The sequence below is a fragment of the Pseudomonas sp. WC2 genome (assembly GCF_050586545.1).
Lineage (GTDB): Bacteria > Pseudomonadota > Gammaproteobacteria > Pseudomonadales > Pseudomonadaceae > Aquipseudomonas.
The window spans coordinates 74,759-94,547 of record NZ_JBOBDR010000024.1; the positions used below are offsets into that span (position 1 = coordinate 74,759).

Annotated in this window: 13 protein-coding genes and 1 pseudogene; 5 read left to right on the plus strand and 9 right to left on the minus strand. The window is 61.0% G+C overall.

Annotation, left to right across the window (positions count from 1 at the left end; translation table 11 throughout):
* Positions 1-34 precede the first annotated feature (34 nt).
* Entirely contained in the window at positions 35-5,869 is a 5,835-nt protein-coding gene (gene mnxG / locus ACQ4OE_RS24190) for a manganese-oxidizing multicopper oxidase MnxG (RefSeq protein WP_430948167.1), read from the minus strand.
* A gap of 200 nt (positions 5,870-6,069) precedes the next feature.
* Positions 6,070-6,678 (minus strand): lytic transglycosylase domain-containing protein, encoded by a 609-nt coding sequence (locus ACQ4OE_RS24195; RefSeq protein ID WP_430948168.1) that lies wholly within the window; start codon positions 6,676-6,678, stop codon positions 6,070-6,072.
* A 207-nt stretch (positions 6,679-6,885) separates the two neighbouring features.
* Between ACQ4OE_RS24195 and gspG the strand changes: the two genes are divergently transcribed.
* The 3 genes from gspG (at position 6,886) to ACQ4OE_RS24210 (ending at position 9,028) form a co-directional block, all read left to right on the plus strand.
* Positions 6,886-7,314, plus strand: a complete 429-nt coding sequence (gene gspG / locus ACQ4OE_RS24200; protein ID WP_007913548.1) for a type II secretion system major pseudopilin GspG — start codon at positions 6,886-6,888, stop codon at positions 7,312-7,314.
* 14 nt (positions 7,315-7,328) lie between these two features.
* Positions 7,329-8,516 carry a type II secretion system F family protein gene (locus tag ACQ4OE_RS24205; RefSeq protein WP_430948169.1) on the plus strand — a complete coding sequence of 396 codons (1,188 nt, stop codon included), beginning with the start codon at positions 7,329-7,331 and terminating at the stop codon, positions 8,514-8,516.
* Between the two features lie 74 nt (positions 8,517-8,590).
* Positions 8,591-9,028 (plus strand): hypothetical protein, encoded by a 438-nt coding sequence (locus ACQ4OE_RS24210; protein WP_430948170.1) that lies wholly within the window; start codon positions 8,591-8,593, stop codon positions 9,026-9,028.
* A gap of 130 nt (positions 9,029-9,158) precedes the next feature.
* Here the strand turns inward: ACQ4OE_RS24210 and ACQ4OE_RS24215 are convergent, their stop codons facing one another.
* Positions 9,159-10,058 (minus strand): LysR family transcriptional regulator, encoded by a 900-nt coding sequence (locus tag ACQ4OE_RS24215; protein WP_430948171.1) that lies wholly within the window; start codon positions 10,056-10,058, stop codon positions 9,159-9,161.
* Positions 10,059-10,219: 161 nt separating this feature from the next.
* On the opposite strand from ACQ4OE_RS24215, the gene ACQ4OE_RS24220 reads away from it, so the two are divergent.
* Both ACQ4OE_RS24220 and ACQ4OE_RS24225 read left to right on the plus strand, forming a co-directional pair.
* Positions 10,220-11,242 (plus strand): alpha/beta hydrolase, encoded by a 1,023-nt coding sequence (locus ACQ4OE_RS24220; protein WP_430948172.1) that lies wholly within the window; start codon positions 10,220-10,222, stop codon positions 11,240-11,242.
* Positions 11,243-11,350: 108 nt separating this feature from the next.
* Entirely contained in the window at positions 11,351-12,778 is a 1,428-nt protein-coding gene (locus tag ACQ4OE_RS24225; RefSeq protein ID WP_430948173.1) for a mechanosensitive ion channel domain-containing protein, read from the plus strand.
* Between the two features lie 67 nt (positions 12,779-12,845).
* Here ACQ4OE_RS24225 and ycaC read toward each other — a convergent pair whose 3' ends face one another.
* From ycaC to ACQ4OE_RS24255, 6 genes and pseudogenes are all read right to left on the minus strand, one after another.
* On the minus strand, positions 12,846-13,469 hold the full coding sequence (gene ycaC, locus ACQ4OE_RS24230; RefSeq protein ID WP_007913541.1) for an isochorismate family cysteine hydrolase YcaC: 624 nt from the start codon (positions 13,467-13,469) through the stop codon (positions 12,846-12,848).
* Positions 13,470-13,541: 72 nt separating this feature from the next.
* A complete protein-coding gene (locus ACQ4OE_RS24235) occupies positions 13,542-15,380 on the minus strand; it encodes an amidohydrolase (RefSeq protein ID WP_430948174.1) in 1,839 nt (612 codons plus the stop codon).
* A 43-nt stretch (positions 15,381-15,423) separates the two neighbouring features.
* Positions 15,424-16,050 (minus strand): antibiotic biosynthesis monooxygenase, encoded by a 627-nt coding sequence (locus ACQ4OE_RS24240; protein ID WP_430948175.1) that lies wholly within the window; start codon positions 16,048-16,050, stop codon positions 15,424-15,426.
* A complete protein-coding gene (locus ACQ4OE_RS24245; RefSeq protein ID WP_122592423.1) occupies positions 16,043-16,459 on the minus strand; it encodes a DoxX family protein in 417 nt (138 codons plus the stop codon). Before ACQ4OE_RS24245 ends, ACQ4OE_RS24240 begins: the two co-directional genes overlap by 8 nt.
* Positions 16,460-16,710: 251 nt before the next feature.
* Positions 16,711-17,070, minus strand: a complete 360-nt coding sequence (locus ACQ4OE_RS24250; RefSeq protein ID WP_430948176.1) for a DUF6124 family protein — start codon at positions 17,068-17,070, stop codon at positions 16,711-16,713.
* A gap of 459 nt (positions 17,071-17,529) precedes the next feature.
* Positions 17,530-19,789 (minus strand): annotated as a pseudogene (locus ACQ4OE_RS24255) (hypothetical protein); the annotation flags it as partial.

The window sequence follows — 19,789 nt, forward strand, 5'->3', positions numbered from 1 at the left end:
GGGATTTGCATCCGCCGGGGCATTACCGTTGTACCTACTGGCTTGGCGGTGCCGGTTCCGGTTCGTTGGTCACCCGCAGCAATCCCCACAAACCGGAGGTGTTGCCGTAGGCGGCGTAGTCGCGGAACAGGTAATCCCCCGGGATCGCATTGCTCCCGCCAGCACTCGGGATCATGAAGCTGAAGTGCGCGGCCGGCAGGATGCTTTCGTGGGCGCCGATGTACATCGACATGGGGTTGTAGCCGAAGCGCACCGAGCCCACGCCCGGCGAGCCCATCGGATAACCACCGACATCGCTCTTCTCGGCCTGGAACGGGTTCACCGACCAGACATGCCCGTCGAGCTGGAACGTGGTGCCGCGACTACCACCGCTCGGCATCAAAATATGCGTACGGAACGGCTGCCCCGGTTTGGCGTAGAGCACCGGCGTTTGCGGATCGCCGCCGACCAGCGCATTGCTGTAGGCCATGTGCGCATTGACCATGTCGCCATAACCCGCGCCATCGGCGTGACCAAACGGTGCATCCGGGGCGAGGCCGAAGCGGTACCACAGCGGTTCGGTCTTGTAGTTGATCGCCATGCTCGAGTTGTCCTGCGGATCAGTCGGCACGCCGAAGCCCTCAGCGGCGATCCCTTCCACCGGCCGACCATTGGCCCAACGGGTGTTCAACGCCTTGTGCCAGACCATCGCGAAGTCGCGGTAGCTGGTTTGCCCAGGCGCCGTAACCGTGGCGTTGACCTTGCGTGCATCATCAACCCAGGTCGCGCCGATCGGCAGGATGCTCATCGCCCCGCCAAGGCCTTTTTGCGGTTGCTTGATCACGTCCGCCGGGGTGATGTTCAAGCCGCCGAACTCCACCGCCGTGGCGTTGATGTTGTCGACGCTGCGGCCCAGTTGCGTCACCGGTTTGCCTTCACGCTCCAGGTGCCCGGCGTAGTACTGATAGGTACGGGTCGGGTACGCGCCGCTGCTGCCGACGCGCGGTGGCACGGTCTGGATCGGGTTGGCGCCGACGTTGGCGCCGTCGGATTTGGTGATGTCGTAAGCCAGCAACTGCGCGTGCAGACCGACGTGGCTGGACGGCCGCATCAGGTTGTTGCTGAAGGTGGTCGAACCCAGACCACTGTTGCGATCACGCTTGACCATGCCTTGCATCACCGCGGTTTGCGTCAGGTCGGGCATCACGCTCGGCAAACGGTTTTCCAAGGTGATGTTGATGCAATCCCCCGCCGCTGCGCGCAGCACCAGCGGTTCGACCGGGATGCCAGGTTTGAGCTTGCCACTCACCGGATCGAGATCGGATTTACGCACATAGAGGATCGCGGTCGGATCATGCAGCGGCCCGCTCTGCCCGCCGATGGTGATGGTTTCGCCATCCTCCGGATCGGTCACGGTGACTTGTGGAATGCTTACCGTGCGCGAGTTCAGCACCAGGGTGCCGCCCGCCGGATTCAGCGGCCCGCCGACATGCTGGCCGAGGCCTTCGGGATCGCCGATGGTCAGGCCCAGCGTATTGCCAAGAATATCGTTGGCCAGCGCCGCGACCACTTCATAGTTGCGCTGCACCGTCGGCCGCGTGCCGATACCGTTGGGGTTGGCGCTGATCCGTGGGCAACTGCCCTCGAACGCTACGGTGTTGCGCATGCCCGCCGGGCTTGGGTTGTTCGGGATGGCGAACAGGTCGGCGCGTTTGGCGGTGTAGTTGCGCATCACCCCCCAGATACCGCTCCAGTAGCCTTCGATCGAAGCGTCCATCGAGTACAGATAATCGCCCGTGGTCGCCGCCGAACTGGAGAGCATCGACACCGGCGCAATGAAGCCCATCTGCTCGGAGATCCCGATCATTTGCGAGGCGCGCCAGCCGGAGTTGGAGCTGTTGCCGAAACCGGAACCGCTCTGCAGCCATTTCACACCGTGCAGGGTGACGTTGTGCTCTTCTTCATGGCCACCGGCATGCACCCGCAGCCGCACGTTGTCGCCGGTGTAAGTACGCAGCATCGGCGTGAACGGGTCGCCAGGTTCAGCGCCGCCCTTGTTGATGTGCGGCGGAAACAGCGTGGTGCCGCCGGTAGGCCCGGTCGCGGCAGTGAGCAGATTCGGCGCCAGGTTCATCGCCGGAATTGCGCGGTCGGTACGGCTTTGCATGGCGAACGACAGATCGCCACCGAGGCCATCAGCCTGCATGCCGCGCTTGCCGTCCGGGCCGACCTTGTTCGGGTCGTACACGCGCAGGGCCAGCGGTTCGTTGCGATAGTTGACGACGAACATGCCCGGATCATCCACCGAAATCGCCTGCGGACATGGCCGGCTCGGGCAGCCCGGGACCTGACCGCCCTGCACTTCCAGTACACCTTCAAGCAAGTTGCTAGCGTTGTTGCGCACTGGCGGGTTGATCGCGTAGCGGAAGCTGTCGGCGGTGGCCGGGAACGCCTGGGCATTCGGAACGCCGTTAGGACCGGCCCCCACATAGACGCCAGCTTCATAGGCGTGCTGGAAGTCGCTGTATTCGAGGAAGAACTCGCGGAAGCTGTCGTTCTTGCCATCGCCATCGAGGTCGCCGGTGTTGATCACCGCTTGCCACGAGGTCGGGCCGCCATCCTGACGCGCGCCGCTGTACAACGGCTCGCCGGTTTCGGCGTGGAACCAGGTGGAACCGGCCGGCTCGGCAAGCACAGTCGCGTACAGTCCAATCTGCTGATGCGTCGATGGGCCTAAGTGGTCATGGGTGAAGATGGTGCCGAGGCCGCGATCGACGCCTTTGGCGTTGACCACCGGGTCGACGAACCAGCGCTGCATCGCCGTGCGCGCACCGAGCCAGTCGGCGCGGCCGTACTGACCGAAGAACGGATGGTTCTTGGCTTTCGGGCAGGCCTGAGTGCCGTCGCGCGGGTCGGTACCGGCGCACTGATTGAACTCGCGGATCGCGTGAATGCGTTCCTGCACGGCGCCGGGCGAGAGCACGCCGTCCTCGTAGTTCCAGCCGTTAGAGGAACCGTCCGCCGAGGTCAGATCCCACTTCGGCAAGTGGATGTGCTGGCCGATCACATCGGTCGGCGTGCGCACCTGATAGTCGTCCATCTCATAGGTGGCCGGCACCAGGTTGGTTTGCTGGTATTGCACGCAATCGAAGGTGTTCATGCGCATCACCAGTGGCTCTGGCGGACGCTGCTTGGTGATTACCGGCCAGGCGTCTTCCCACAGCGCGAGAATGCGCGCCTGCGGAAAGTGATAACCGACCTTGTTGTACACCGCGTCGAACTGGATGTTGGCGGCTTTGTAGATCCGTGGGCGGTCGGCGGTGAAGCTCGAGGCGCCGACGAAGGACATGCCGTCGATGCGCTCACCGCTGGCGAATTCACCGCTACCGGCGCTGCTGGTCAGGCGTTTTTGCCGATCATCCATGCACGGTTCGTAGTACGGCGCGCCGGCCATCGGCAAGGCACCGTTGGTGCGAAACGCCTTGGCCACCACTTGATTGCCGGGCAGCAAGGCGTAGCTTGGGTGATCTTTTTTTGCGTGGAAGGCCATCGCCGCTTGTTCGACTTCGGTGCCTTCTTCCGGCAGGTAAATCGGTTTGGCGCGGGTGACTTCCTTGGAGAAATCCAGCGAAGTGGTCACCGTGTGCGCTTCACCACCGGCCGAGACGCCGTCGAGTGCGTGCCGCTGCAAACCGCCATCCCAACCACCGGATTGCGCCGGGTCGAGATTGGCCCACAGCGCTTTGCCGCTGGCCTTGAGCGATTGCGCGGTGGCGGCGTCGAGCATGTCCAGTGGCGGAGTTGGTGGCCGTTGGCCGACCGAACTCTCCATGCCGCCGATCCAGAATGGGTAGCCAGGATTTTTCAGGCTGCCGTCGGCATTGCGGTTGGCTTCGCTGCGATCGACCAGCGCCAGCGAACCGATGGCTTGACCACCGGCGTTGCCGCCATGGTGTTCACCGCCGTCATCGCCCTCTTCTTCGTCATCGTCGTCATCATTGCCGGCGACCAGGGTTTCACCGATTTTCGGCACCACCACGACTTTGCCCGGCATCGGCGCCATGGCTTTGCCCGGCAGCGGCACAATCGCCGGAATCGGTGTGCCGGCAACGATCTCGCCGTCAGGCAAGGCCCGCGCGCCGGCCGCCGGTTTGCCGCTGCGCAAGGCAAACGGTTCGCTGTGATAGCCATCGGTGCCCTGCTGCGAAACATCGAGTCGGGTGCCTTCTTCGAACACATCATGCACCCGCCACATCGCCCACATGCCCTGGGCAAAGTGCGGATAGAAGTGGCAGTGATAGATCGCATCACCGGCCACGCGGTTGCGGTTGCCCGACCCGCCGTTGGCGATTTCATAGGTGTAGCCAGCGCCCGGACCGATGCCTTGGGCATCGACGTAATCGGAGTTGTCGTCGTTGGGGTTGAACAGCCACTGATGGCCGTGCAAGTGGAAGATGTGCTGCTCGTGGCCATTGTGGGTGTTGCGGAATTTGACGAAGTCACCGATGTAGCTGTGGTTGACGTTCGACGGCTCCGACGGATACAGGGCCATGGTCGCTTTCACACCGATCTGGTCGGCGCTGGGCGTTTGGCCGGGAAGGATGTTTTCAAGCCCGGCGTTGGCCGGTACGTCCACCAGCATCGCCACGTCGCCAACGGTGTGCGAACTGAGGAAGAATTCTTCGTAGGCGCAAGACAGGCAATCGTGCATCGGCCCCACGCCCAAACGGTTGGCGACCACCTCCGCGCCCATGCCGCCCGAACCGTAGTTGATCATGAACGAGTCGCGGGTCGGCTCCAGCACATGGGCCATCACCGGGTCGGCCCAATAGGCCGGGAATGCTTGAGTAGCGGCGGTTTCGTCCTGGAACTGCGAGGCAAAATCGCGGAACGCTTCCAGTCGATTAGGGATCGCCGGGTTGCGTTTGCCCACCGATTCCAGCGGGTAGGTGCTCGACGGAAAACTGCCGTCGGCGTTGCTGCCCATGACAATCGCATCGCTTTCGCTGGAAATGATTTCGTTGCCGTCGACCATGCCGATGATCGGCGTGCCGGCCTTGCCTTCACGTAACCATGGTTCGCGCTGCGGGTAGCGCGCCTGGTAGTCGACGATCGGTTGGCCGGTGGGTGCGCGGCCGGTGGTGGCCAGGCGCATTTCTTCTTCAGTAAGCGTGTTGCGATAGGTGCGGCCACCCTTGGGCAGGACGACGACCTGGCCGAACAAGCCATTGGCGACGTTGCCGGCCGCGCCCTCGCCGCCAAACGTTGCGCCGCGGCTGCTGACCGCAAACGCACCTTCACGTTCGGCGAACAAGGTGTAGGAACGGCTGGAGCCCGGAGGCACCAGGCTGTTGGCGTTACGCCCGGTGAACGAGGAAATGTCATCGATGCTGTTCACCGCTTGCAGGCCGTTGACCTGGAAACCGACGTGACGATCCGCCACTTGTTCGTCGACTTTGAAGTCTTCGGCGCCGTTGGCGTTTTCCGCGCCCTCCTCTTCGCCCTCGTTTTCAAAGTGCTTGTTCGGGTTGGCCTGATAGTCGAGCAGGTTCTGCAAATTGATCGTCAGGCAATCGCCGGCCGCCACGCGTAACACCAGTGGCCGTGGACGCTTGTCCGGACGCAACGAGACTTTGCCCGGCACTGCGGCGCCGCCGTAAGCCAGCGACTGCTCATGCTCATCCACCACGTCGCGGCGCAGGGCGAACATCATGCCATTGATGTTCTGCGCGCCGAGGCGGTTGAACATCAACGGCTGATCGAAGGCGACAACGTTGGCCACCAGATTGCGCTCGCAACGTACGGCCGCGCTGGCCAGCTCGACGCTGAGCATCGAGGCCAGAATCACCAGCCAGTTCAACAGGGACGGAGCGTGATGGATGCCAACCATGATCAGTAACCTCGTAGTGGGTGCTCACGGGAATAATTCTCGACAAATGCCTCGGAGCAATCCGCGTGCCACAAAAAATTGCATTAACGTTCAATCAGTTACTGCGACCACTTGAGAATCCGGGGGATATTCCCCACCGCTTTCCCCCACTTTTCGGGCCACTCGGGTTTGCCCCGAAAGTGGGGAAAACCCGGTTGGGGTCACAGCGGCGCATCCATTGCCAAGCCCTGCAAACGCCGGTATTGGCGCAAGACATTCGGCACATAACGCTGGGTTTCGGCGAACGGCGGGATCACCCGGCCACGGCTGAGCACCGCGTCGGGCCCGGCGTTGTAGGCCGCCACGGCGAGAGCGATGTCATTGTCGAAAAGGGTCATCAGACGCTTGAGGTATTTCGCCCCGCCCTGGATGTTGGCCTTGGGGTCGTAGACGTCCGCCACGCCCATTTCCCGCGCGGTGTCGGGCATCAACTGCATGAGCCCGCCGGCGCCTTTGGGCGACGTGGCGCCGGGGTTGTAATGCGACTCGGCGTTGATCACCGCGTGCAATAACGCTTCCGGTAATTCGTTGACTTTGGCCGCCGCCGAAACCAGCTCTGCATAGGGCTGGTTGGCGATCATTTGCGGCTGTTGATCGAGGCTGACCACGGTGGCTTGCGCCTCGTGGATCACCCGTTCGTAGGTGCGTCCGGGCCGGTGCACGTTGGACAGCACGTAGCTGCCCTTGGCGTCCACCGAGATGAACACATCGGCCTGCGCGGCGCCGCTGAGCAGCACACAACCGAGCAATCCGCTGGCAAGGAATTTCATGTCGGGCCTCCCCGGATCGACCCCGATAAATTGGGGGAAATGCCCCAATGGCCGATCACGTTTGAGCCATACGCAAGCACTGTGCCGACTCTTGCGACGCCCGTTTTACAAGGGCTCCAGCCCATCAGACGGTTTTCAGTGGGGGGCTGAGCATGGCAATTGCATAGGCTCTTCTGGCGACACGGCTGCCACTCACGGGAGGTCATCATGAAGCTGCAATTTCGTCCGCGTGGCCAACGCGGTTTTACCCTGCTCGAACTGCTTGTGGTGTTGGTGGTGCTCGGTCTGTTGGCCGGGATCGTCGCGCCGAAATACTTCGCTCAACTCGGTCGCTCCGAAGTGAAAGTGGCCAAGGCGCAGATCGAAGGGCTGAGCAAAGCGCTGGACATCTATCGGCTGGAAGTCGGCCATTACCCGTCCACCGAACAGGGCTTGCAGGCCTTGGTCACCGCACCGAGCGACGAGGCGAAATGGACCGGCCCGTACTTGCAGAAAAAGCTGCCGCAAGATCCGTGGGGACGTAATTACGCCTACCGCTATCCCGGGGAAAACAGCGAGTACGACTTGCTCTCGATGGGCAAGGACGGCCAGCCGGGTGGTGAAGGCGAGAACGCTGAAGTGACCAACTGGCAGTGAGCGGAGCGCGGCCCATGCGATTTCATTTGAAAGCGGTCGGCAAGGCTGGCGTGGTGTCCTTGAGCGTCGAAGCGCCGGGCGACAGCGAAGCGCGACGGATCGCCGAGGATCAGGGTTTGCGCGTGCTCAGCTCGCACGCCGACAAGCATTGGCGCTCGCTGAAACTGCGTCAGCGCGAGACCTTCAATCTGGTGTTGTTCAGCCAGGAGCTGACCACACTGCTCAACGCCGGCCTGCCGTTGATCGATGCGCTGGAAAGCCTCGCCGAGAAAGAAACCGCCCCCGCCGCCCGCAAAACCTTGAGTGAACTGGTGCGCCTGCTCTACGAGGGCAAATCCTTTTCGCAAGCGTTGGGACAGTTGTCGGCGGTGTTCCCGCCGTTGTACGTCGCGCTGGTGCAGTCCAGCGAAAAGACCGGCGCGGTCGGCGATGCGCTGGGCCGCTACGTCAGTTATCGCCAACGCATGGACGAGGTGCGGCAGAAGATCATCAGCGCCTCGATCTACCCGATGCTGCTGCTGATAGTCGGCGGTGGCGTGGTGTTGTTCCTGATGGGTTATGTGGTGCCGCGCTTCAGTCTGGTGTTTGAAGGCTTGGGCGATAACCTGCCGTGGCTGTCGCAGGTGTTGATGAATAGCGGGATGTTTCTGCATGCGCATCAGGCGGAATTTTTTGGCGCGCTGGCCGCGATGGTCATCGCCCTCGCCGTGCTGCAAAAGCAACCGGCGTTTCGCCGGGGGCTGGATCGGCTGGTGGAGAAACTGCCCGCCGTGCATCAACGAATTTTCATGTATGAGCTGGCGCGCTTTTATCGTTCGCTGGGGATTCTGCTGCAAGGCGGGATTCCGCTGGTAACCGCGATGGCGATGGTGCGCGGCTTGCTCACCGTGGCCTCGCGGACGCGGCTGGATCAAGCCTGCGAGCGTGTGCGCGAGGGGCAATCGCTGTCCACCGCGCTGGAGCTCAATCATCTGGTGACGCCGGTGTCGCTGAGACTGCTGCGGGCCGGCGAACAGTCCGGCAACCTCGGGCAGATGATGGAGCGCAGCGCCGACTTCTACGACGAAGAAATCAGCCGCTGGCTGGAGTGGTTCGTGAAATTGTTCGAACCGCTGCTGATGACCTTTATCGGCCTGCTGATCGGGGTCATCGTGATCCTGATGTACATCCCGATTTTCGAACTGGCGTCGAGTATTCACTGACCGCCGGGAATGGATCGGATTGCTGCAACAACGCACTTTGAGTTCCCAACAAGACCACAAAGACGGAGAACGATATGCACATTAAAAAGCTCGTGCTCGCAATGGCCATCGGCGCAGTTCTGTCGGCGTCTACGGTGCTGGTTCCGGATAGTTTGTCCGGGGTGTCCAGTGCCTATGCCAAGGATGGCGGGAGCGGTGGTGGAGGAAGTGGGGGTGGCGGAGGTGGTAGCGGCGGAAGCGGTGGCAGTGGCAGTCACGGCGGTGGTGGCAATAGCGGCAGCGGTGGCGGCGGCAGCAGTGGCCACAGCGGCAGCGACCACGGCAGCGGTCACTCAGGCAACAGCGCCTCCTCCGGCCGCAACGGCACGCATGCCGAAGCGGGGGATGACCATGGCGTCCACAGGGCGGGCGAAGTCGGTGACGACCACGGGATCCATCGCGCCGGCGAAGTCGGCGATGATCGCGGCGTGCATGTTGGCGGAGAACCCGGCGATGACAAACGCGCCAACTGAGTTGTAGAAAACACCACAAGACCTGTGGGAGCGAGCCTGCTCGCAAATGCGCTGGGTCAGGCAATGATGTTTTGACTGACAGTCCGCTTTCGCGAGCAGGCTCGCTCCCACATTTGGATGGATGCAAGGCTCAGAGGGCGACGTGGCTCTCGTTCAGGCGTTCGCGCAGGAATTCGACCAGCGCCTGCACCGGTCTGGAGGCCTGGCGATGTTGCGGGTAAACGGCTGAAAGCGTCAGCGGCTCAGGGCGCAAATCATCCAGCACCGGCACCAGGCGACCATCCTTCAGCGCCGCGCCGACAATGAACGTCGGCAGATAGGTAATCCCCATCCCCTGCACTGCCGCGTCCCTGAGCAATTCGCCGTTGTTCACGCGCATACGCCCGGTGACATTGACCAACACTGGCTTGCCCTGCCCCGCGTTGAAGCGCCACTGCACCGAACGGCTATGGCCATAAGGCAAACAGTCATGGCGATGCAGGTCTTCCGGTTCAAGCGGCGTGCCCCGTTCAGCCAGATACGCCGGGCTGGCGCAGTACACCCGCTCGATCGACGCAATGCGCCGCGCAATCAACGTCGAGTCTTCCAGCACGCCAATGCGCAGCGCCAGGTCATAACCTTCACCGAGCAGGTCCACCGGCCGATCACTCAGATCGACCTCCACCGTGACCTCGCGATAGCGCTGCAAAAACATCGGCAGCAGACAACCGAGGTGCGCCACGGCAAATGACAGCGGCGCACTCAGGCGGATCGTTCCGCGCGGCTCGGCGGTCTGCCCGGCGATGCCCTGCTCCACCTGTTCGACTTCACCCAGCAGGCGCAACGCCGATTCGTAGTAACTCTGGCCCAGCGGCGTGACATCCAGGCGCCGGGTCGAGCGGTTCAACAACCGCACGCCGAGTCGTTCTTCCAACTGCATCAGACGGCGACTGACGAACTGCTTGGACAACCCCAATTGATCAGCTGCCGACGTGAAGCTGCCGGACTCCATGACCTGGCAAAAAATACGCATGTCTTCGAACGGGTTCATTGTCACTCTCTGGTGGACAGTTAAACGCTTTATAGCCGCTTTTTCACTTTCGAGCAGCTCATTAATCTGTGCTCACGGTGTTGCTGAGGCCTGAAGCCAAGCGCCACAGCAGCCCGCAAGCCAGGCATAAAAACTCAAAAACATTCAAAAGGATTTCCACCATGAACATCGTTAAAAAAACCCTCACCGCGTCCCTCCTCGCCCTCTCCATCGGCAACGCCTTCGCCGCCGAAACCAGCGGTGTCGAGCACAACACCCAGGCCTTCCTCAACGCCCTCGCCGCCGGCGGTGGCAAACCGCTGGAGCAACTGAGCCCGAAAGACGCCCGTGCAGTGCTGACCGGCGCACAGGCTTCGGTGAAGGTGGATTTGTCCGGTGTTGAAGTCAGCGACAAAGCGATCAAGGTCGATGGCCAGACCATCAACCTGAAAGTGGTGCGTCCGGCCAAGGTCAAAGGCGAGTTGCCGGTGTTCATGTTCTTCCACGGTGGCGGTTGGGTGCTCGGCGATTACCCGACGCACCAGCGCTTGATTCGTGACTTGGTGGTGGGCTCGGGCGCCGTGGCGGTGTACGTCGATTACACGCCGTCGCCGGAAGCGCAGTACCCGACCGCGATCAACCAGGCCTACGCCGCGACGAAATGGGTGGCTGAGCACGGTAAAGACATCGGTGTCGACGGCAAGCGCTTGGCGGTGGCCGGCAACAGCGTCGGCGGCAACATGGCGGCGGTTGTGGCGTTGATGGCCAAGGAACAGAAAACGCCGGCGCTGCGCTTCCAGTTGCTGATGTGGCCTGTGACCAACGCGCAATTCGACGACGGTTCGTACCAGCAATTCGCCGAGGGCCATTTCCTCACCAAAGGCATGATGCAGTGGTTCTGGGACAACTACACCACCAACCCGGCCGAGCGTGCGCAGATCCACGCCTCGCCGCTGAACGCCAGCGCCGAACAGCTCAAAGGCTTGCCTGCCGCACTGGTGCAGACCGCCGAGTTCGACGTGTTGCGTGATGAAGGCGAAGGCTATGCGCGGCACCTGGATGCGGCCGGCGTGGCAGTGACCTCGGTGCGTTACAACGGGATGATTCATGACTTCGGTCTGCTCAATCCGCTGAGCCAGATTCCGGAAGTGAAAGCGGCGGTGCGTCAGGCAGCGGCTGAGCTGAAAACCCACTTGCAGCCTTAACAGCAAAAGATCGCAGCCTTCGGCAGCGCCTACAGGAGAACGTATTTCCCTGTAGGCGCTGCCGCAGACTGCGATCTTTTTATTGGCAGACACTGCGGAGCATCGGTCATGAACCTTTTTTACACCCATCTGCTGTCCTGGAGCGCCGCCCTGCTGCTGCTCGACGCGCTGCTCTGGCACTTCACGCCCTTCAAGCACCGTGCGCCGAAAGTCGCTGTGCGGCTGGTGCTGTTTCTGGCCTTCACTGCGCTGGTGATCAACGCCGGCGTCAGTCCGCTGCAGGCGCCGGTGTTCGATGACGACCGCGTGGCACAACTGGGCGCAACCGCGCTGGGGATTTTCTGGTGGTTGTACGCCGCACGGGTGCTGACCGAAATGATCGGTCTGGCGCTGATGCGCCGTATCGGTCACAGCGGTCGCTTGCTGCAAGACGTCATCGGCGCATTGGTGTTTCTGATCGCCACCGTGGCGGCAGCGGGTTACGTGCTGGAGCTGCCGGTGAAAGGCTTGCTGGCGACTTCCGGCGTGGTCGCGATCGTCGTCGGTCTGGCGCTGCAAAGCACCTTGGCCGATGTGTTTTCCGGGATCGTGCTCAACACCACCAAGCCGTATCAGGTGGATGATCTGGTGATGATCGATGGCGTCGAAGGTAAGGTCTTCGATATCGACTGGCGCGCCACTCACCTGCTGACCAGCGCCGGAACCATGGCCGTGGTGCCGAACTCGGTGGCGGCCAAGGCGAAAATCGTCAACCTCAGTCGCCCGAACAACATGCACGGCGTGTCGATCAGCATCAAAGTGCCGAACCACATTCGTCCGCGCCGGGTGCTCGACGCACTCGACCGCACCTTGCAGGGCAGCAGCTCGCTGTTGCTGACGCCGGCGCCGAAAGCCGTGCTCAAAGAGGCTGGCGAAACCATGTCGGAGTACGTCGCCAGCGGTTTCATCGCTGAACTGGGCAAGAAAAGCGAAGTGCGCAATCAGCTGTTCGACCTTGCCCACCGGCATCTCGAAGCGGCAGGCATTTCCCGTCATCCGGACGGCGTGATCGAACCCTCGACTCGCGCTCGCGCGCTGCTGGATGAAGTGAAAATCTTCCGTTCGCTGAGCAGCGAAGAACGTGATCGCCTCGCCGAGTCGATGGTTGCGCAGCAGTACACGGCGGGTCAGGTGGTGCTGGATCTGGATGAAGTGCCGGACACGCTGTTCGTGATCGCCACCGGCGTGGTCAGCGCGACCGTGCCGGACGGCGACAGCAAGGTCGAGGCCGGGCGCATGGGGCCAAGTGAGGTCATGGGTGAGCAAAGCATTCTGGCGGACACGCCGTCGCAGGCGACGTTCACGGCGTTGACGTCGAGCATCATTTACCGGCTCGACAAGAAGCTGACTCGTGAATACATGGAACAGCGCACGGAAGTCGGACGGGCGTTGAATAAACTGCAGGCGGTGCGTCAGCAGAACAGTCGCCTCGCGTTGATGGCCAAGCCAGTGGCGGTGAGGAAAGGTGGGTTTTTGGGGTGGCTGCAAAAGCGTTGAAGGCAAAAAATCGCAGCCTGCATTGCCACTTCCGGCAGGAGCTGGCGCAGGCTGCGATCTTTTGATCTTACTTAGCGGTGAACTTGGTATAGCTGTTGATCAGGTTGCGATAGTTAGGCAGACGCTCCGACAGCAGATGCGCCAGGCCTTCCATATCGTTGCGCCAGTCGCCCTGCAGCTCGCACGCCACCGAGAACCAGTTCAGCAGGTGGGCACCCGCCGCCGACATCCGCGCCCAAGCCGCTTGTTGCACGGTGGTGTTGAAGGTGCCGGACGAGTCAGTCACCACAAACACTTCGTAGCCTTCAGCAATGGCCGACAAGGTCGGGAACGCCACGCAAACATCAGTCACCACACCGGCGATGATCAGTTGCTTGCGGCCGGTGGCCTTGATCGCTTTAACGAAGTCTTCGTTGTCCCAGGCATTGATCTGGCCCGGACGCTGAATGAACGGTGCATCCGGAAACTGCTCGCGCAGCTCAGGCACGATCGGGCCGTTGGGACCTGCGTCGAAACTGGTGGTGAGGATGGTCGGCAGTTTGAAGAACTTGGCAATGTCGCCCAGCGCCAGAACGTTGTTCTTGAACTCGTTCGGAGTGAAATCCTGGACCAGCGAGATCAGGCCGGTCTGGTGATCGACCAGCAGTACGACGGCGTCATCTTTGTTCAGACGTGTGTAAGGAACGCTCATGGGAAAACTCCTGAAGGACGGATGGATGAAGCGTTAAGCGCCGGCCCGGATGGCCGGCGCTTGTGACGGAAATCAGAAAGCGAAGCAGGAGCAGCCAAACGCGCCCCAGAAACCGGCGAAATCGCTGACCGGCGCGTTCGACATCCGCGCCTTTTCATGGCTGTGGGTGTGCACAGCGCACGGGCCGCTGCACTGGTGAACCTGCGCCTGCAACGGCGAATTCGGTCGCCAGTGACCTGGGACTTTCACCACCGGCGACCAGTCCGGCAGCACCGGAATCGAGCGCGGGCCGAGGTCTTCGAAATCGCCAGCGGCGTAAACGATCTTGCCGCCAACCACGGTCAGCACCGACTCGATCCACTTGATCGCTTCTTCTTCGACATGGAAGAAGTCCGCGCTCAGGGCCGCCAGATCCGCCAATTGCCCGACCTTGATCTGGCCTTTCTTGCCCTGCTCCGAGGAGAACCAGGCGCTGCCGTGGGTGAACAGTTCCAGCGCGGTGCTGCGCGGCAAACCTTCTTCGTACAAGGCCAGACCGCCGACGGTGCGGCCACTGACCATCCAGTACAGCGAAGTCCACGGGTTGTAGCTGGACACGCGCGTGGCATCGGTGCCGGCGCCGACCGGTACGCCTTCGGCGAGCATGCGTTTGATCGGCGGGGTCGCTTCGGCGGCTTGCTTGCCATAACGGTCGACGAAATATTCGCCCTGGAACGCCATGCGATCCTGAATCGCGATGCCGCCGCCCAGCGCCTTCACACGCTCGATGTTCTGCGGAGTGATGGTTTCGGCGTGGTCGAAGAACCACGGCAAGCCGTTGAACGGAATGTCGCGGTTGACCTTCTCGAACACATCGAGCATGCGGCTGATCGATTCGTTGTACGTCGCGTGCAAACGGAACGGCCAGCGCTGTTCAACCAAATGGCGCACCACCGGCTCCAGCTCTTCTTCCATGGTTTGCGGCAGGTCCGGGCGCGGTTCGAGGAAGTCTTCGAAGTCCGCTGCCGAAAACACCAGCATCTCGCCGGCGCCGTTGTGGCGCAGGTAGTCGTCGCCTTGGTGCAACTTGACGCTGCCGGTCCAGTTCTGGAAGTCGCTCAGCTCTTCTTTCGGCTTCTGGGTGAACAGGTTGTAGGCAATGCGCAGGGTCAACTGGTCGTCTTTGGCCAGTTGCTCGATCACCTGATAATCGTCCGGATAGTTCTGGAAACCGCCGCCGGCATCGATCGCACTGGTGAGGCCGAGGCGATTGAGTTCGCGCATGAACTGGCGAGTCGAGTTGACCTGATATTCCAGCGGCAGCTTCGGCCCCTTGGCCAGCGTCGAGTAGAGGATCATCGCGTTTGGCCGCGCGACCAGCATGCCGGTCGGGTTGCCGTTGCTGTCGCGGACGATCTCACCACCCGGCGGGTTCGGTGTGTCGCGGGTGTAACCGGCGACGCGCAGCGCGGCACGGTTGAGCAAGGCGCGGTCATACAGGTGCAGGATGAACACAGGGGTATCCGGCGCGGCCTGGTTGATTTCTTCCAGAGTCGGCATGCGTTTTTCGGCGAACTGGAATTCGTTCCAGCCACCGACCACGCGCACCCATTGCGGAGTCGGCGTGCGGTCAGCCTGATCCTTGAGCATGCGCAGCGCGTCGGCCAGCGATGGCACGCCTTCCCAGCGCAATTCGAGGTTGTAGTTCAAACCGCCACGGATCAGATGCAAGTGCGAGTCGTTGAGACCCGGGATCACGCAGCGGCCATGCATATCGACCACTTGCGTGTTCGGCCCGCGCAGGGCCATGGCCTGGTTGTCGTTGCCGACGACAACGAAGCGGCCATCGGTGATGGCCACGGCACTGGCCAGCGGTTTGGTGCGGTCTACGGTATGAAATTGGCCATTGAACAAAATCAGATCGGCGCTCATCGCAGTTCCTCAAGCAAAGTAAAAAGGAGCAAACCCCGCGCGCTCAACGCGGCGAGGTTTCTTGGGAATCGAGGTGTTCATGGGCCTGACTGGCTTCGAGCCACGGCGTAAACAAACGGGTGACCGGCGGCATAACCACGTACACCACCGAGAGGACGATGGTCAGGGTGATCAGGAACGTGGCGACCACGTAATTGGACAGGAGCGGATGCAGCCCCAGCAGCGGCCCCCAGAGCAGCGGCACGAGCAAGGTGTGCGGCAGAATCACCAGCAGCGAAACCACAGCCTGCTTCCAGCGCGGCGGCGGTGAAGCGGCATCGGCCAGTGGCGTAAACCAGAATTCATTGACCGGCGCGACTTCAGTCTGATCGCCGTCCGCCAGCATCGGTGCCGCTTCGGCGACCAGCGCCTGACGCTGCGGCGAATCCAGCCAGCCTTGCATCGACTCAGTGGAGCTGAAGCGCAGCACGCAGGTGTAGAAATCGAGCCGGCCGCGCTTGCCGCGCACCACGTCCACGCCCAAATGGCCTTCGCGCTGCCCTGCCACTCGCACGATGTTGCGCAACCACGCCTCGTACGCTGACTCGAAACCGGCCTTGACCCGATGCTTGATGATCAGCGTGACCGTCTCCTCGGCCCCCGGTGCTTGTGGATTGAGGACTTCAGGCATAACGCAACACTCCGGGCAGACGAACAGGAATCACCAGCCGTCCAGGCCCGGCGATAAACACAGTGGTAAACAGGATCAACAGCAACCAGCCGAACTGCCCCTCGGCCACACTCCATTGCGGATGCACGACCAACAGCGCCACCAGCAGCACAAAGAGAATAGGCAAGCAGGCCAATCGCGCCAGTACCCCGGCGACGAGCAGCAGCGGACAGACGACCTCGGCGAAAATCGCCAGGATCAACGTGAGGTGGGCGCCGAGATGAAACGGGTCTTCGATCAGTTGCAGCTGCGCGGTGAAATCCAGCAGCTTGGGCAAGCCGTGGACCCACAGCAGAAACAACCCGCCGGCCACCCGAAGAAACAGCAAACCGACGTCGCGCGCCGGTTCATCCCGTGAAGAAACGTGCATGGGCCCACCCTTTAATCGTTATTGGGGTGAATCATGCCGGGGATGGCTGGGGGGAAATTGGATGGGTGTGCTTAGTTTTGCGGCGTGCCGGAATTCTCAGAAAACCTTAGATCCCTGTGGGAGCGAGCTTGCTCTTGATCGTTCCCACGCTCTGCGTGGGAATGCCGCCCGGGACGCTCCGCGTCCCTTCCAGAGCCGAACGCGGAGCGTCCGTTGAGGCGTTCCCACGCAGAGCATGGGAACGATCATGTTCAGGCAGGTAGATCGAGGTTATCCAGCACCCGATTCACCGCCAATTCGCCGAGCATGATCAACTGCGCAATCCCCAACAACGCCCGACGCTGCGGCGCCGGCAGCAGGTGGGCGACGTCTTGGGCGATGGTTTTCGCCGAGGCCAGTGTTTCGCTGGCATCGGCCAGCAGTGCTTCGTTTTTGTTGTCGGCGGTGACGGCGTACATCCCGCGGGTTCTGCGGGGCGGCGGCGTGGAGCCGGGTGGGCACAGGTAATGGTCGAGGGCGCGGTCGGCGGCCTGGTGGAGCTTTCGCGAATCGATGGATTCGTACGGGGATGTGGGGTCGATGTCTGGCGGGTTGGGGGTAATTTTGAACATGGTGGATCTCCTTTTTAATGCTGAGATCACCACGTCCTGTCGCTAAACAGGATGGGTGGCGACCGTATGCAGGTTAGCGAACCGGAAAAAAGGCAACCCGGTAGACCCGAAGGTCTCCCGCATACAGCCGCCATAGCGCAGTGCAGACGATTGCCTGCAACGAAGCATGGGGCGCTGGTGCACTTTTTTGGTCCGAGTCGCTAAACCCGATCGCTGAATTTGTCAGCGACCAGCCAACGATAAAGACCGGCCCCCAAGCGCACAAGCCGGCGGATTCTGGCGTAGCTGTAGGCAAAGGCGCAAGGTTGCGTAGCCTGAAAGAGTGTCTGTGGGTGTTGCTTAAACAGCGGTGTTTAAACCACCGACAACTCAAGCATCACACCGCCCCAATGTGGGAGCGAGCCTGCTCGCGAAGGCGGTCTGGTCGTTCTCTAGCCAAATCGTAGAGAATTACTCTTATTAGCTGACGTTGCACAGCACCCGCGCTTCCCCAGGGAACGTTCCCGTTTCACCTGTAGGTACATACATATAAAGCCGCCGTCCTCCCACTAGCTTAGGTGTCCAGACCCGGACACCGCCACCAATAGAAGTAACCATTTTTGCTAGATTTTCCAGATCGGCGTAACTTGCGGCTTGCCCCCCCCATAACTTTTGCGTTTCTCTGACCAATTTGTCATATTGATCTTCGTAGCCAATTACTTTTATGCATGCAAAGCGGTTTGCTAAACCTGTGTATTTCAACTTGTAAGATCTTGACTGAAGTGCCGCATCTGTAACGGTAATCGTGGTTTCCGCGGCCTTTATACCGATGTAAAAAACCGCGCCACTTGTAACTCTGAAGTCAGGTGAGCTGGAGCGATAAGTATAGGGCGGAGTACCGCCTTTTGCCTCGCGAAGATAGATAACTGACGCGGCAATAGCTGTGAGGACTTCATACACCAGATAATTCTCAGTATTTACTTCTATATCGGTCTCATCAAACTGCAGCTCCAGTTTTACCGTAATTATCCACGGATCCGAACCTGGTAATGCTCCACCTACTGTTTTAGCAACTATCGAGTATGTCCCTTCCGGCAAACGAGAAATCTGTATTGTCCAGTTTCCCTGATTATCAGCGACCACTCGCTCGTTGATACCCGCGCCCATGGTGATTTCGAGGGTTGATCGAGCTGTGCCCGTCCCTTCTACTGTGATGGTCGTCTCGTTGGTTGTTCCCCCGGGTTTGATTTCTCCTTTGGAATCTTTTACCAACGTTATGACTGGACGTTGTTCTGCTACCACGGATCTAACCGTGTAGACACGTTGCGGAAAACTCACCGCCTCACTCTCAACCTGACTCCCGCCCAATCCCGCCTTGAACTGCAAACTCAACGCGCTGCCATGTTTGAGATTCCGCAATTCGGCGCGTGGGATCGCCACAGTAGAGAATCCTTGGCTCAACCAGGTAGCGTCAGTTTTGTCCGGCACTTTCCACAGCTCTTTCCGATAAGGACTGTCATCAGTATTGATTCCGGTCAGGGCCAACCAGACCGGTTGGCCAACAGCGATAAGCGGCCACCCGCCAATGCGTGCGGTGCCATCGACGGTCAGGCCAGAAACGTCCAGTTCAGCACCGTCACCGTTGTTGGCGGCTTGGGTGATGGTCGGTTTTGCCAGAGCGCTTTGCTGCAAATTTTTTACGTGCAAATTCAGCGCCGACGAAGGCACCGGGCTGCCGCCGCGTGAGACGGTATAGGTCACTGTGGTTGTTTTGCCGAGATTGAATGCGACAACTTTGTTGTCCAGTGCAATTTCCTGCGGGGCCACTGTCTGCACGATTTTTGGCGGTGCGGTGTGTGAACCGCCGGGCGGTGTATTCGCTGCTCCGGTCCAGGTGACGATGATGGTGTCCCCGATGCTCATGCCGGTGTAATCGACCACCGCTGTCAGGGTGTCTATGGCGTTGACTGGTTCGAGATCCGCGCCGCTGGCTTCCTTGATGGCGGGTTGCCGCAGATCGAGTGCCTTGATCCGGTACTTCTTCACCGGCCCGACAATCGCATCTGCCTCGACCTGACTCGTGGTCAGCGCAACTTTGAAATGTATCTCGAGTTCAGTGTCATGTCCCAGATCCTTGAGATAGCTATAAGGCACTGCCTGCTCATACTTGCCTGTATTTATCCAGTTCTGATCCACCGCCGAACCCGCCCCGCCCCATATCACCCGATTGTGCGCGGCACCTTGGGCAGTCTTGCCCTTTAATTCTGCCCATACGGGTTGACCGGCCTTCATGAAAGACCAGACCCCTGCGCGGAAAGTCCCGCCCGTCTCGACGGTACTCAGATCCAGCTCACCGCCCACTGCCTGCACGATGCTGAGCTTGTCCAGCTCCGCCGCCGGCAGCGGCGTGACCGTCACAGTCAGTGGCAGGGACGGTATTTCCTTGCCGCCCGCCGTCACTTCATATTTCAGCTCGAAGGTTTTCGCTGCATTACCAATGTTCGCCGCAATCGCTTCCGGCGGGATCAGAAACTCAACACTGCCCTCAGCCACACCCGGTTTCGCCGCAATCACCGGCGAACCAGCGCCCGGGGTGCCCGTCAGGGTCAGTTGAATACTGTGTTTATCGTTCATCCCGGTATAAGCCACGATCACACGGCCACCGGTTTGGGCATCGAGCGGTGCCAGCGTGACAGCCGCCCCTGCGCCCGAGGCCTGAGGCATCTGCGGCAACGGCAGT

Excerpts from the sequence above, each read along its gene's own strand:
- mnxG (WP_430948167.1), bottom strand. The coding sequence starts at position 5,869 with ATGGTTGGCATCCATCACGCTCCGTCCCTGTTGAACTGGCTGGTGATT.
- ACQ4OE_RS24195 (WP_430948168.1), bottom strand. The coding sequence starts at position 6,678 with ATGAAATTCCTTGCCAGCGGATTGCTCGGTTGTGTGCTGCTCAGCGGC.
- gspG (WP_007913548.1), top strand. The coding sequence starts at position 6,886 with ATGAAGCTGCAATTTCGTCCGCGTGGCCAACGCGGTTTTACCCTGCTC.
- ACQ4OE_RS24205 (WP_430948169.1), top strand. The coding sequence starts at position 7,329 with ATGCGATTTCATTTGAAAGCGGTCGGCAAGGCTGGCGTGGTGTCCTTG.
- ACQ4OE_RS24210 (WP_430948170.1), top strand. The coding sequence starts at position 8,591 with ATGCACATTAAAAAGCTCGTGCTCGCAATGGCCATCGGCGCAGTTCTG.
- ACQ4OE_RS24215 (WP_430948171.1), bottom strand. The coding sequence starts at position 10,058 with ATGAACCCGTTCGAAGACATGCGTATTTTTTGCCAGGTCATGGAGTCC.
- ACQ4OE_RS24220 (WP_430948172.1), top strand. The coding sequence starts at position 10,220 with ATGAACATCGTTAAAAAAACCCTCACCGCGTCCCTCCTCGCCCTCTCC.
- ACQ4OE_RS24225 (WP_430948173.1), top strand. The coding sequence starts at position 11,351 with ATGAACCTTTTTTACACCCATCTGCTGTCCTGGAGCGCCGCCCTGCTG.
- ycaC (WP_007913541.1), bottom strand. The coding sequence starts at position 13,469 with ATGAGCGTTCCTTACACACGTCTGAACAAAGATGACGCCGTCGTACTG.
- ACQ4OE_RS24235 (WP_430948174.1), bottom strand. The coding sequence starts at position 15,380 with ATGAGCGCCGATCTGATTTTGTTCAATGGCCAATTTCATACCGTAGAC.
- ACQ4OE_RS24240 (WP_430948175.1), bottom strand. The coding sequence starts at position 16,050 with ATGCCTGAAGTCCTCAATCCACAAGCACCGGGGGCCGAGGAGACGGTC.
- ACQ4OE_RS24245 (WP_122592423.1), bottom strand. The coding sequence starts at position 16,459 with ATGCACGTTTCTTCACGGGATGAACCGGCGCGCGACGTCGGTTTGCTG.
- ACQ4OE_RS24250 (WP_430948176.1), bottom strand. The coding sequence starts at position 17,070 with ATGTTCAAAATTACCCCCAACCCGCCAGACATCGACCCCACATCCCCG.